This is a genomic window from uncultured Oribacterium sp., assembly GCF_902481605.1.
Classification (GTDB): Bacteria; Bacillota; Clostridia; order Lachnospirales; family Lachnospiraceae; genus Oribacterium; species Oribacterium sinus.
Map to the genome: position 1 here is coordinate 1 of NZ_CABSXI010000067.1, position 12,468 is coordinate 12,468.

The 12,468-nt window shown below is 41.1% G+C and carries 14 protein-coding genes; 5 read left to right on the forward strand and 9 right to left on the reverse strand.

Translation table 11 applies throughout. The annotated features are described in order from the left end of the window. Positions 1-373 (forward strand): hypothetical protein (locus RDQ32_RS09375; protein ID WP_308580190.1); only part of this gene is annotated, 373 nt, incomplete at its 5' end. A 167-nt stretch (positions 374-540) separates the two neighbouring features. Here the strand turns inward: RDQ32_RS09375 and RDQ32_RS09380 are convergent. The 3 genes from RDQ32_RS09380 to RDQ32_RS09390 all read right to left on the reverse strand — a co-directional run bounded on the left by RDQ32_RS09380 (position 541) and on the right by RDQ32_RS09390 (position 2,639). Continuing rightward, a complete protein-coding gene (locus RDQ32_RS09380) occupies positions 541-1,104 on the reverse strand; it encodes a hypothetical protein (RefSeq protein WP_308580191.1) in 564 nt (187 codons plus the stop codon). A gap of 87 nt (positions 1,105-1,191) precedes the next feature. After that, positions 1,192-1,839 (reverse strand): hypothetical protein, encoded by a 648-nt coding sequence (locus RDQ32_RS09385; RefSeq protein ID WP_308580192.1) that lies wholly within the window; start codon positions 1,837-1,839, stop codon positions 1,192-1,194. A gap of 329 nt (positions 1,840-2,168) precedes the next feature. Further along, the gene (locus RDQ32_RS09390) at positions 2,169-2,639 is read right to left on the reverse strand and encodes a GNAT family N-acetyltransferase (protein WP_308580193.1); all 471 of its coding nucleotides are present in this window, start codon (positions 2,637-2,639) and stop codon (positions 2,169-2,171) included. 368 nt (positions 2,640-3,007) lie between these two features. Between RDQ32_RS09390 and RDQ32_RS09395 the strand changes: the two genes are divergently transcribed. Further along, positions 3,008-3,643, forward strand: a complete 636-nt coding sequence (locus tag RDQ32_RS09395; RefSeq protein ID WP_308580195.1) for an L-2-amino-thiazoline-4-carboxylic acid hydrolase — start codon at positions 3,008-3,010, stop codon at positions 3,641-3,643. Positions 3,644-3,790: 147 nt separating this feature from the next. Then, entirely contained in the window at positions 3,791-4,294 is a 504-nt protein-coding gene (locus tag RDQ32_RS09400; protein ID WP_308580196.1) for a hypothetical protein, read from the forward strand. A gap of 139 nt (positions 4,295-4,433) precedes the next feature. On the opposite strand, the gene RDQ32_RS09405 is transcribed toward RDQ32_RS09400, so the two are convergent. From RDQ32_RS09405 to RDQ32_RS09415, 3 genes are all read right to left on the reverse strand, one after another. After that, the gene (locus tag RDQ32_RS09405; RefSeq protein WP_308580197.1) at positions 4,434-5,156 is read right to left on the reverse strand and encodes a TraX family protein; all 723 of its coding nucleotides are present in this window, start codon (positions 5,154-5,156) and stop codon (positions 4,434-4,436) included. A 74-nt stretch (positions 5,157-5,230) separates the two neighbouring features. Continuing rightward, entirely contained in the window at positions 5,231-5,953 is a 723-nt protein-coding gene (locus tag RDQ32_RS09410) for a MarR family transcriptional regulator (protein ID WP_308580198.1), read from the reverse strand. Positions 5,954-6,126: 173 nt separating this feature from the next. Further along, complete coding sequence (locus RDQ32_RS09415; RefSeq protein ID WP_308580199.1) at positions 6,127-7,014, reverse strand: acetamidase/formamidase family protein; 888 nt, start codon at positions 7,012-7,014, stop codon at positions 6,127-6,129. Positions 7,015-7,453: 439 nt separating this feature from the next. Here RDQ32_RS09415 and RDQ32_RS09420 point away from each other — a divergent pair, with 439 nt between their 5' ends. Next, positions 7,454-7,990 carry an isochorismatase family cysteine hydrolase gene (locus RDQ32_RS09420; protein ID WP_308580200.1) on the forward strand — a complete coding sequence of 179 codons (537 nt, stop codon included), beginning with the start codon at positions 7,454-7,456 and terminating at the stop codon, positions 7,988-7,990. Positions 7,991-8,230: 240 nt separating this feature from the next. Here the strand turns inward: RDQ32_RS09420 and RDQ32_RS09425 are convergent, their stop codons facing one another. From RDQ32_RS09425 to RDQ32_RS09435, 3 genes are all read right to left on the reverse strand, one after another. Next, the gene (locus RDQ32_RS09425) at positions 8,231-9,508 is read right to left on the reverse strand and encodes an O-acetylhomoserine aminocarboxypropyltransferase/cysteine synthase (protein ID WP_308580202.1); all 1,278 of its coding nucleotides are present in this window, start codon (positions 9,506-9,508) and stop codon (positions 8,231-8,233) included. Between the two features lie 124 nt (positions 9,509-9,632). Further along, the gene (locus RDQ32_RS09430) at positions 9,633-10,349 is read right to left on the reverse strand and encodes a hypothetical protein (protein ID WP_308580203.1); all 717 of its coding nucleotides are present in this window, start codon (positions 10,347-10,349) and stop codon (positions 9,633-9,635) included. Between the two features lie 144 nt (positions 10,350-10,493). Next, positions 10,494-11,321: a DNA glycosylase gene (locus RDQ32_RS09435; protein ID WP_308580204.1), complete on the reverse strand. Its 828-nt coding sequence runs from the start codon at positions 11,319-11,321 to the stop codon at positions 10,494-10,496. A 405-nt stretch (positions 11,322-11,726) separates the two neighbouring features. Here RDQ32_RS09435 and RDQ32_RS09440 point away from each other — a divergent pair, with 405 nt between their 5' ends. Beyond that, positions 11,727-12,374, forward strand: coding sequence for a DUF3137 domain-containing protein (locus RDQ32_RS09440; protein ID WP_308580205.1), 648 nt, complete (start codon positions 11,727-11,729; stop codon positions 12,372-12,374). The last annotated feature ends 94 nt before the right edge of the window (positions 12,375-12,468 follow it).

Consider the following 12,468-nt stretch of genomic DNA (forward strand, 5'->3'; position numbering starts at 1 on the left):
GGAAGTCCCTCGGTGGATTTATAAATTCGGGCAGGCTTTTCAGGGAAGAGTGCATATTGAATATGAAAATGCAACGAATTCCGCCGCGCTTCGGGATGCCAACTTATTTCTCTTTCTTTGGCTTTTGGTCAATGTTTTGACCTTTGTTTTTCTATACCATAAGAACGGAGACGCTCATGCCGCTCTCTATCAATGCATGAAAATGCCATTTGCTACGATCATCGTGGCTTTAATAGTCCACCCAATCTTGCTCCTTCTTAGAATGCAGTTCAGTTCTTCCGAAGACGCTTATCATATCTACTCCACTACCAATGCAGTTCGCGGAGCGGCATTTTTTTCCGTCTTCCTTCTGGCTCTTTACGTCAATATGTAGAACTTCCGTACAAGCCCGTGAAACACCTCGAAGTCTGAAATGAGCAATTGTATCTGCTAAGCAGGCAAACCGTCGACTATTCGTTATGGAAAATCCATCCCTCGGCATAACTTTTCATGTAGATTATTCTCTTACCAACTACGGAATTCGCACTCAAGGGAAATGCATTAATATCCTGCTTCAGCCAGTAAGAAGGGAAGCATAATCCCTCCAAGAATCATCCAAGCGGCAAGATTAATGCCTAAAATGGCTAAGAAAAACATAGCTATAGAATTTCCTTTTCGAATCTGTACGGTAAAGTTGCTCAAATCCACCGGCTGTTTGAAGAGAAGATTTTCGATAGATGCCTCCAGCCTGTCTCTCACGCTGCTTTCTCCATCTAAAGAAAGGGTATAATTTCCCTCTTCTTCTACCTGAAAAGAGTAGAGCTCCATTCTTGCCATTTTAAAGCTACTTACCGTAGGCCGCATAAGGCTTGGAAAAAGATTCACGCTCTGACCTGTCTCCTCCTCTACCAGCTGGAAACCGATTTTCCCAAGAGGAGATTTCGTGAATTTCTTCCCGCTAAGCCAAATCCCGTATTTTCCCTGAGGAAGGTGAACTCTTCCCTCTTCCTCTAAACAGGGCATTTCGAAGAATAGCTCTGCCTTCGCAAAGCGGATAATGTTTCTAATGCTGAAAATCAATAGTGCAATTCCCATTGGGATCAATAAAAAACATAAATTTCTCATCTTGTCTCTCTTTCTAAAATGCTATCTTTACTGTCATTCTTTAAGAATACATAATATCTTTGCTTGAGAACGGCATAATGTCTTTGTTTAAGAACGCATAAATAATATAAACGTCAATCCCAAGATAGCACAAATCGCAGTGATTATAGATAAAATTTTCCCCCTCTTCCAATATCGCACCGTAATATACAGACCATCCAATATATCAAAGCCGGGAATACTCTGGAAAATAAAGTGCAAGATACATTGTCCTACTTTCCAGCCCTTTTGCTTTCTACTCAGTAAAATCAGGCAAATGGCATAGCTAAGTCCTGCTAATCCCGCCATAAAAGACATTCCGAGGAAAAGTGGTGCCACAACTAAGCTCATGGCAAAGAAAAAGGGAGCAATGAATAGGGTGGCCGGTAGAACCAGTAGCACAAAGGAAAGCCCTATTCCGCCAAGTAAGACCACAAGAAATATGGCCAGTAAAATGAGTACAGCAGGCAGAGAACTGTATTTAAAGAAAAGAAAAGCCTTTATGCACTGTTCACTGTCCCCTCTTTTAAATATCTTAAAAGCCTCCACAATCTGAGTGATTAAAAAGCCGGTAAACACAAGGGCAGATAGGATATTCAATAAGACATAAAGCTGTAAACTGAATATGGGGCTTGCCGGAAGTAGAAGTATAAAAGTAATCCACACATATAATACAAAAATATAAAAGATTCTGAGAATCCATGAAAAATGCTTCATAATCTCTACCTCCACCGTTGGTATGTCTTGATGATTTCTACTGCCGGTCCGGCAATTTTAGACCCATACTTTCCTGCTCTGATAATCTCTGACTTTGCCTTTTATTATCTTAACATTGCCCAACTGCTATGCTATTTACTTTATTTCTCAAAAAACATCCTAGTATTTTATGTTACGGAACGCAATAAAATAATCATAGCGCACTCTACCTTATTGAAAGTTTATACATCACTTTTAAACCAGAGTGTGTTTCCAAGATGGACTTTTATCCGGAAAAGGGACAAACAGAATAGAAAGCCGGTTGAGAAATCCGAACTTAAAACTTATCTTTAATCTTTTTCGTAGAAAACAATATCCATACGATCATTGATCTTATCCATTTTTCCGGTCTGATGATAGCCCATCTTTTCGTACAAATGAAGATTCCCTGCTTCTTGCAGTATCGTGTCCAAGCACCAGTGATGGCAACCATGTATTTTCTCTACCGCAGAAATTGCCGCTTGGGCATATCCTTTATTTCTATGCTCCGGCATAATCCAGATTGGAGATATTCGTCTTCTACTAGTATCTTTCTTGTCAATCACGCGAATGACACCGACATTTTCATTTTCAACAACAATAAAATAGTAAACAGTCCAAGGCTGTTCGTACCTTGCAATGATTTTCTCCAGCCCCTCTGCACCGGGACTCATGTCATAGTCTTGATATTTATCCAATAATTCCGAGAAAGCCTTTATTTGCATTTCCCATATGGCTTGCAAATCCTCTCTAGTAGCAGCCTTTAATGAAACCGTAGCCATTAGATGACCTCCCTCTATATGCGGTAATCCCTATTACTGTTTAACTCCATTATACAGGTAAATCTGCGAAGTTTACAAAACCAAAGTCATTACCTATGGTCTATAAAGAAATAAGAAGCAACATAGGATTTATAAAAGTTAAATATCCTGTCTTAAACAATCAGGATGAAGGAACGAAAATTCAGCATGGACAAAATGGCTGAAAGTGCTAAGCTACTATTAGTTAAACGAGACTAATGCAATATTTCTTGTTCTATCATTATGTTATCTCATTATATTTTATTCCTATAGTTCTGTAGTTCATACGGCACGTACTCAGTAGCATAGTCTGAACTACATTGATGAAAAAGTTTAGCGAGGTGAGTGTAATGAAATACAAAGGAATCTATTTTAACTTATTCAGTTTATTCTTGAAAAAACCGATGGTAAAAAAGTTCGGGAAAGATAAGACGAAGGAGAGCTTGCAAAAAGGACGTATCTTATACCGGGAAATGCTGGAAAACACGGATGATATCGGAGAGAAAAACCCTATGGCCCACAATATTTACTCCGCCTATGTTTTTCTGGCAGTATGCAGAGCAGGTAAGTTTTCGGTAGAAGATTTTAGAGAAGTGATTGCTGCATTTATGGACAATTGTTTCATCAGGAAAGCCATGAGCTCCATAGATTTTAATAAAGAGACGGACATGAAGAAATTTGCCGAAAGGATGCATAAGGCGGAAGAATGGGCGGAGGCGCATCCGGAATATCAGGATAAAACCTGGGATTTTCATTTTGATGAAAAGCGACATAAGGACGGCTTTTATTATCACTTCACAAGATGCCCCTTGGAAAAATTCGCAAGAGAAAATGGCTATCTTGATTTATTGCCTTTGTGCTGTGACATTGACCACATCGCGGTTGAACGAAACAAAGGAGTATTGCATAGAGAGCAAACGCTGGCGACAGGAGGCACAATCTGTGATTACTGGTTCGTGGGGAATCAAACGAAGAATCCATGCTAATAATCCAAAGAGATAATGAGTTCCTCTAGGAGAAATACCCAAGCGTGATGCTCCACGCTTCGCGAGCGAGACTCGTTAAGAACACAATCCTTCATACCTTTGAGCGATTCCAATACAGAAAAAACTATAGAAGGGAGCTAAGATTATATGGGCTATTATTTTTTCTATTTATTCTTTGCCTTTATTATTTGTCTTGCCTACAGCTTCTCTTTTTATCTTTATCTTCTTTTGGAATTTGCCGTTAAGCAGAAAAAAGAAGTACCGGATTGGTTTTATCGTATCGGGCAGAGTATGCAGGACCGTTTTCATCGGGTTAAATTAGAAGATAGGACGAACTATGACGGACTAAAGCGGAGCCGTTTTTTTCTTCGCGGAATGCTTCTTTTAAGCTTCTTTACCTATCTGTTCTTTCACTCCCAAAGCCATGCTATTTCTTCCGCACTTTTAAACTGCGGAAAAGCACAGTTTGTCATCTGCTTTGTGATGAAAGAACTGACACAATATTGGAATTTAGGCTCCACTCCAAAGGAAAAGAGAAGTTATTATTCACCAAGCTTTGCCATAAGCGGATGCTTCATCATCAGCTCAGTTCTGCTTCTTCTTTTCGTGGTAAGCATGGAGCAACTAAGATTTCACATTTCCTTTCCATAGTTGTTTCTGTCTGTGATCAATTCCATAAAGCTTTTAGATCTGTATAACTTGCAAAACTCTATATTTTCCTGTATCTACATAAGCAAAAGGCTATTTTAAATCAGAGAAGCCAAACGCTAATCTACTAAATATTAAAAGGCTATATATTGAAATACAAGCGTAAAAACCCCAGTATCAAAAGATGCACCGGATAGAATGCATAATTCAGCCACTTGCTCTGTTTTCCTCTTTCCCCATTATACGTTAAGCATAATCCAAATCCCAAAAAAGAATAAATCTCCTTTATGATAGACAGAAATCCAAGCCCTGCGCCCCAAAGGGGTTTTTGATAGAAAATATAAAAAAGATAAGCCACTATTACTGCATGGAAATCATAGTCCAGGCTCAAAAACATCGCTAAAATACTGAAAATCCCCACAAGAAGCAAAGAAAATCCGTACCATAAAATTCTGTTCGGAATTTTCCTTTTGAAACTGTCGATGATCCAAATACAACTAAGACATAAGGCCAAAGTAAACATCATGTTATTCCAATTTGGATTGAAAAGCACTTTAGAAGTAAAGAGGTCAAAGGGCACTTCGGAAAGAACGCCAAAAAGGAAAAGATTCAGAAGGTACTTTCTCCGATTTCTCGTCTTAAAAAATCCCTCCACTAAAAAGAACATAAAGAGAGGAAAGGCAATCCTCCCCAGAATCGAAAGCAGATTCGATACCTGAAGCAAAAAGCCTTTCCCTTCTAAAATTGGTACTAGCAAAGCATTATTTACATGATCAAGAAGCATGGAGAAGAAGGCGATAGCCTTTAGCTGGGCTCCATTAAGGCATTGTACTTTTTTGCTATTCAGCCGCTTTCCATGCTCCATGATTTCTTCCACCTTTATATTACTTTTTATCCTAGTATACTTTTGTATTTTGAAAATGACAGCCGGTTTTTATTTTAAGACTGTCTTCTCCAGCTATCCAGTAGCTTCCCCAAAATCCCATGAAGCTGTGTTTTTTCTTCTTCTGTAAGAGACTGGAATAAAGAATCTCTATCTTTCAGCTCCTCATCAAGAAGAGATTCCGCCATTTGGCGTCCCTCTTTCGTCAACTTAACCATCTGGGTCCGTTTATCCGTCTCACTTTGCTTACGCTGAAGCAGTTGTCTATTCTCCAGCTTTCCAAGAATTTCGCTGACAGATGCTCTTTGCAAATGAAGCATTTCTGTAATTTCACGCTGGGAAAGCTCTCCACCATGCTCCGCTAATTCCCGAATAATACGGTTTTGTCCAATATTATGCCCTTGCAAATGAAACAGATAATGGCCACATTCTCTTAGTCGGGCAAATAATCCCTTCGCCCCTGTTTCCTCAGTATCAAAAGGCAAATGGCGTTTTTCTCCATGACCATGCCTTTTCCCTCCTCTTTTGTGAAAATCGTGATGCACATGTCTATCTAAACGCCCATGCGTTTTACCTTCTAAATGGCCTTCGTGCCCTTTGTGACCATTATTGCCTTCATATTGTTCATGTCTTTCTTCCATATCAATACCTCCATTTAAGCGACGACCTCTTTCGCAAGCCAGGGCATTTAAAGGACACTGTCTGCCGCACCCCTGGCATCTTTTCTCCAAAACTGCTGTTTCTGTAATAGTTTTATTATACTCTCTATCTTCTCTCATGTAATCTTATCTCCTTAATCATTTATGTTAGGTACCTTTCGATATGCAAATGATATCACTCTCCCTAATATTTGTAAAGTACCTTGCAAATATTTTTTTGAAGTTTTTTACAAGAAAAAAGCACTGCAAAGATACAGTGCTTTCCTATCGAAAAATACTAGTGAAAGACTTTTCTATGAAAACAAGCTCTTCATAATCTTCTTCGGTATACACATCATCACGGTTCTTTCCGGATCCACCACCTGACAAAAACGCAGGTCTCCCACGGCGCTGAGAAGCATACCGGCTTCGTTTAAAGAGAGTCCCAGATTCTCCTGTACTCTTTCATTCATGACACGTACCGCATGGAAAACCGCCTTTTCGATATCTTCGTGGGAATAAATTACGCCGCAGAGCTCATCATTTTCCAGCATAGGGATTTCAATGCTAATCCCCTTAATTACAGATAGTCTTACCTTCACCTCCGCAGAAATTTCTACACCGCTGACCATCACCTCTCCGTCTCCCATCGCCGCATGCACATCTCCTAAGGAGAAGATAGCGCCCTCATGGAATACGGGAAAATAAAGGCTTGCCCCAACTTTAATGCGCTTATTGTCCATATTTCCGCCGTGGCAGCCCGGTGTACCGCAGTTAATGGAGCCGTTTTCCGGCGCAACACCGATAACACCAATCATGGGTGTAACATCAAAAACAAGCTTGTCGCTAAAATGAACCTTTCCCTCTTCCACCTGAATCCGTTTTACGGATTCTTCTTTCACCAAAGAGCCAAGGACGCCGTTCTCCGGAAGGGCACACATTACACCCTGCTTATCCAATACAATTTCCAGGATTTCCACCTTGAGGACATCTCCTGCCTTTGCATTCTGCACATAGACAGGGCCGGTGGCGGGATTGATACGGTCCCAGTTCAAAGCTCCGATACAGCTTCCCTCTTCACTAAGCTGGTTATCAAAGCAGTCGTGGGTACGGAAAATGACTGTTTCTCCATCCATCACCTCCGCAACACATTCATTTTTAGCGTCAAAAGCAAATACTCTATTATTTTCAATGATTTTCATAATTTTTCCTTCATCCGCTTCCCTAGGCCTAATTCGGCCTTTTGATGTAATACAAGTTTAAAAAAACGGATGATTCTCCTTTCTGTCTCTAGGTTTCAGTATATATTTTTACTTCATGAGATTTTAAAAAAGTCGAAGCTACTGAACCAATAGCGAATCGTTGTAAAGAGGCATTTGCCATTCCGGATTAAGATTCCAATAGTTTTCGCCTCAATGATACCATCCTATACAAGCACCTCCTAATAGTCAAATGCTTGTTAGGTTTTGCAGCATTCGGCAATGTAGGTTTTGCAGCATTCGGTAAAGTCTCACTTTGTTTTTGATGGCTAAAAAGAGGCTAGAAGTAAAATAATGAAACTGGCATGATTTTCTATAAAGGTGTATACTTCCAATCGGAACGCCATTGTCATCAAAATCGACTCGGAAAGAAGGCAGGAAAATGAAGAAAATTCTTATTGTAGTAGATATGCAAAAGGACTTTATTGACGGTTCTCTGGGAACAAAGGAGGCGGAAGCCATTGTACAAAAGGTAAAAGAAAAAATTCTCTCCTATCCCAAAGAAGATGTCTACGCAACCCTAGACACCCATAGAGAGGATTACCTCTCCACTCAGGAGGGAAAAAATCTTCCTGTTTCTCACTGCATTAAGGGGACGGAGGGCTGGCAGTTGGACAGCGCTCTTCAGGGCTTAATCTTAGAGAATCATTTCTTTGAAAAGCCCGGCTTTGGAAGTTTGGAGTTGGCAAATGCTATGAAAGCCCTTTGTCAGGAATCCAAAAGTAGAGGGCAGGATTGCTCCATCGAGCTTATAGGCTTATGTACCGATATCTGCGTGGTTTCCAATGCTCTTCTTATAAAGGCATTTTTACCGGAAGTCCCTCTCTCTGTGGATAGCCGGTGTTGCGCCGGGGTTACTAAAGAAAAGCATGAAGCCGCTTTGGAGACTCTACGCTCCTGTCAGGTGGAGGTGCTATAGAAAAATAACGGGCTATCAAAATCAAAATTATATAAATTTTCGGCAATATAGGTCTAAATAAGGGGTAGTCTGAGCCCGTCGGTACTTGCGAAAAACAAGAGAATCGCAGTTTTTCGCTTAGTATCCGATACGTGGCGAAGCTAGCGAGAGCGTGCCCCAAATTTAGACCTATATTGCTTAGAAAACTATTTTGATTTTGATAGCCCGTTATGTTTTCTGGTATGAAATTCAGCGTCCGCTTTATTTCTCCAATGCCTGATCCACATCGGCAATAATATCCTGCACATCTTCAATGCCTACAGACATTCTGATAAGATCAGGAGATACGCCTGCTGCCAGCAGCTCTTCATCATTCATCTGTCTGTGGGTAGTGGATGCCGGGTGCAGCACACAGGTTCTGGCATCAGCAACGTGGGTAACGATAGCAGCCAGCTTCAGAGAATCCATAAACTTTACAGCCGCCTCTCTTCCCCCTACTACACCGAAGGAAATAACTCCGCAGGAACCCTTTGGCAGATACTTTTTAGCCAATTCATGCTGGCTGTCCTTTTCCAAGCCGGAGAAGGAAACCCAGGATACCTTCGGGTGCTTTTCCAAATGCTTTGCTAAAGCCAAGGCATTTTCATAATGTCTTTCCATTCTTAAGTGCAAGGTTTCCAGACCTACGCCAAGGTAGAAGGAGTTTTGCGGAGAAGGAATGGAACCTAAGTCACGCATCAGGTTGGTGGTCATTTTCACAATATAAGCCGCCTTCCCAAAGCTCTCCGTATAGACTGTTCCGTGGTAGGTTTCGTCCGGAGTGGTCAGTCCCGGGAATTTCTCACTATACTTGGTCCAGTCGAAGTTTCCGGAGTCCACAACCGCACCGCCAACCGCATTGGCAAAGCCGTTCATGTATTTTGTGGTGGAGTGAGTCACGATGTCCGCTCCCCATTCAAAGGGTCTACAGAAAATCGGGGTAGGGAAAGTATTGTCCACGATTAAGGGAACGCCATGCTGATGGGCAGCTGTGGCAAATTTCTCGATGTCTAAAATTTTCAAGGCCGGATTCGCTAAGACTTCTCCAAAAACCAGCTTTGTGTTGGGACGGAACTTGGAATCCAGTTCTTCCGGAGAAATGTCCGGATCCACGAAGGTGGTTTCAATGCCCATATTTTTCATGGTCTTTGCAATTAAGTTATAGGTTCCTCCGTAGATTGCGGAAGAAGCAATCACGTGATCTCCTACACCGGCAATATTGAAGATGGCATAGAAGTTTGCCGCCTGACCGGAAGAGGTTAAGATAGCCGCTACCCCGCCCTCCAGCTGGCAGATTTTATTTGCCACAGCATCATTGGTGGGGTTAGCCAGTCTGGTATAGAAATATCCGGACTCCTTTAAGTCAAAGAGGTCTCCCATTTGCCGGGAAGTCTCGTATTTAAAGGTTGTGGATTGCACAATAGGAACCACTCTGGGCTCTCCCTTTTTCGGCTCATAGCCCCCCTGTACACAGATGGTATTAATGTTGTAATTTGCCATGGTGTTTACTCCTTTCGCTCATTTCAACTACTATATAGTTCTAAAACTTGGCTTGTCAAGAAAGAGAATATGCAAAGCTGTTTCGCACTATCCACGTCCATACTTCATATTATCTTTCCCATATTTAACCTTGTGTCTCTATTGTCAAGGAATCCAGAACATCGGCTGTAATACTGTCCACTGTCTTTACATTGATTTCCGTGCTATTTGGAATTGTTTCATAAAACTTATTTTTCACACTGTCATAACTAACCAAGGTATTTGATTCCGATACAATCAGCTCGGCGCCTCCCTGGGGTTGTATATTATTTAAAATGGGAACAGCCATCAGAGAGCTGTTAATGGAATAGATAAGCCATACATTTCCGTTTGCAGATTCATAATAGGCCTGATACATCGGATATTTATCCGAAGTCTTTTCCGTCACTTCATTTTCCGGTTCCAAATCCCCTTCCAGAGAATACACCGCAGTAAGAATACAATCCGAAAATCCTCTTTCCGACAATAACTTTCTGACTTCCTTTCCGCTTTGCAAATTTTTAGAATCTTTTGCATCGATTTCTTTTAGAACTTTTGCGTGATTCTCAAAATATTCATCGGCGTCCACTGCTGCCACTGTATAGGACTCATCATCCAAAACCTCTCCATGCAGTTCCACATCCATTCTTTTTTCACTACTCTTCTGAAAATCTTCCGGACTAACAATGCCAAAATGATCCAGTACCATAAGCACCGCTACAGCCACAACAAGTAGTACAAGTAAGAGTAGAATCAATCGTCCTATCCACTTAAGTATTTTGCCTAGTAGTGAGGGAGTCATTTCCGTATCTTGCTCAGCCATTTTTGTTCTCCTTTTTTCTTAAAAAATGTATATATTCGTATTAATTATACACTAAAAAATCAAAAAACAAAGGCTAAATTTTTCAGAAACTGCTAAATTTACTAAACATCTTTGACTTACGGAATAAAGTACCAGGAAAATTTGTCAGTCTTTACGCCCGATAACCCCTCTCTCATAATAAAAAATATACTGCTGAATAATCCCTGCATTTTCCCCATACAAGGAAAATGGAGATACGCCTCCACATTCTTTCTCTATGGCGCGGAAAATCCAGACATCCACCGGAACGCAGGCAGTTCTTCCATAGGCAAAGAGGGCAATGCAGTTTGCCACCTTTATGCCTACGCCCATGACGGCCTGCAGCTTTTCCAGCAATATATTGTCGGGAAGTTCTGCAATGGCTTGTAAATTCAGCTCTCCACTATTGACCTTTTGTATTGCGTCCAAGATATACTTCACCCTATAGCCAAGACCACAGGCTGCCAGCTCTTCCGCTGTAGCTTCCTTCATTTCTTCCGGAGAGGGAAATGCCTTTAGCCTCTCTTGTTCAGTAACAATATCATGGCCGTATTTCTCCGACAGGGCTTCCACGGATTTGATGATGGCGGGAATACTTTTCCGTTGGGAAATAATAAAGGTTAAAAGCATTTCCCAAGGATCTTGTCGCAGGAGCCGCACTCCACGACCATGAGCAATGGCCTGATCCACGAATTCATGCTTTCCGCTTTCTGAAACAGCGATTTCGCTATAGCATCTTTCCAAATCAAAAAAGGGAAACCAGACTGTTTCCCAGCTTTTCTGATCACAGGACACCGTATACACTCCGGGCTCTCCCTCTTTCGGACGAAGGTAAATGGCGGAATCTCCGGAGATAAAGCGATAGCTTCCGTCTTCCAGACATTTTCCCCGGAAGCACTGTCCGCTTTCAATAATTTTCTCTAAGTCAAAATCATCTTTGATGGTCACTTGCATAAATCACACTCCTATAAAGCTTTGGGAAATATCATAGCACAAAAGACCCGCTAAAACTGTTCAGCCTTATATAAATTCTTTCATCACTTGTATCAAAAAGTCGCTCCTTTATGTTATACTTAAAAAGTTTCAATAAGAACATAAATATAAGAAAGGAAGAACGATGCATCAAATTGATTTAACAGAAGAAGAACGGCAAAAGCTTAGAGAACTTTGGTTTCGCCTATCCTGATATATCTCGGGAATCACTTTACCGTCTTTCAGGGCATATCTCTGCTTTTTAATAAGTATCTTTGGGGGATAGTTGGTTCTTCTCTCCTGGCTATCGTTGGTCTATACATCTTAGCCGCAATTCTTAGTATTATTTTTAAAATAATAAAAATACCGGATACTAAGGAAGTCTATTTGAATCGAATACTCCCTCCGATGATAGAAATCATTTTTCCCAAGGCAGAATTTGACGGGAACAATAATCTTCCTCTAAATGCATTTAAAAAAGCGGTGCCAATTTTTTCTTATTACTACCCGGCCGGTTTACTGGATTTGCAGGAGCAACCCGAGCTAAAAATCACCGACTTATATGCTTACTCTCCCCAAAAGGGAAAAGACAGGAAAGGTTTATACGAATTCTACGGGCAAATTTATACTTTACAATATCATTCTCATTTTGAAGGACAGCTAAGAATTGTTCCCACGGAGAAAGTGTGGGGGAAAGAAACAAATGGAGGGCATTTTCCTGCCTGTGACGGAGAAAAGAAAATCGATGTAGAAGATATTACCCACAATGAACATTACAATATCTTCTGCACCGATGAACAGGCTGCGCGAAAATTTCTGACACCGACTATGATTTCCTGGTTTGACAGACAAATTTCTTCCGGGTTAGGCTTTTCCTTAAACGACGATCGAATTTACTTGATAGTGAAAAGCGACTTGGCCTTATTCACTCCCCCAAAGAATAAGAAGGCATGGAAAAAATGGAATATGGAGAAAACCGCCCGGCAGATAAAGTCCATGGTGGCTTCAGCCAGAGAACTTGCGGAAATGTTCTAACTAAAAAAGATATACTATATGCTCTACGAGCGATATCGTTAATCACTACCACCCGTCAAACGGGTGGTTTGCTCGGGGCTATAAGCCCCTGCTA

Bases quoted from the DNA above. Each gene is read 5' to 3' on its own strand.
- RDQ32_RS09400 (WP_308580196.1), top strand. From the start codon at position 3,791: ATGGGCTATTATTTTTTCTATTTATTCTTTGCCTTTATTATTTGTCTT.
- RDQ32_RS09390 (WP_308580193.1), bottom strand. From the start codon at position 2,639: ATGGCTACGGTTTCATTAAAGGCTGCTACTAGAGAGGATTTGCAAGCC.
- RDQ32_RS09410 (WP_308580198.1), bottom strand. From the start codon at position 5,953: ATGAGAGAAGATAGAGAGTATAATAAAACTATTACAGAAACAGCAGTT.
- RDQ32_RS09395 (WP_308580195.1), top strand. From the start codon at position 3,008: ATGAAATACAAAGGAATCTATTTTAACTTATTCAGTTTATTCTTGAAA.
- RDQ32_RS09415 (WP_308580199.1), bottom strand. From the start codon at position 7,014: ATGAAAATCATTGAAAATAATAGAGTATTTGCTTTTGACGCTAAAAAT.
- RDQ32_RS09405 (WP_308580197.1), bottom strand. From the start codon at position 5,156: ATGGAGCATGGAAAGCGGCTGAATAGCAAAAAAGTACAATGCCTTAAT.
- RDQ32_RS09420 (WP_308580200.1), top strand. From the start codon at position 7,454: ATGAAGAAAATTCTTATTGTAGTAGATATGCAAAAGGACTTTATTGAC.
- RDQ32_RS09430 (WP_308580203.1), bottom strand. From the start codon at position 10,349: ATGGCTGAGCAAGATACGGAAATGACTCCCTCACTACTAGGCAAAATA.
- RDQ32_RS09435 (WP_308580204.1), bottom strand. From the start codon at position 11,321: ATGCAAGTGACCATCAAAGATGATTTTGACTTAGAGAAAATTATTGAA.
- RDQ32_RS09380 (WP_308580191.1), bottom strand. From the start codon at position 1,104: ATGAGAAATTTATGTTTTTTATTGATCCCAATGGGAATTGCACTATTG.
- RDQ32_RS09425 (WP_308580202.1), bottom strand. From the start codon at position 9,508: ATGGCAAATTACAACATTAATACCATCTGTGTACAGGGGGGCTATGAG.
- RDQ32_RS09385 (WP_308580192.1), bottom strand. From the start codon at position 1,839: ATGAAGCATTTTTCATGGATTCTCAGAATCTTTTATATTTTTGTATTA.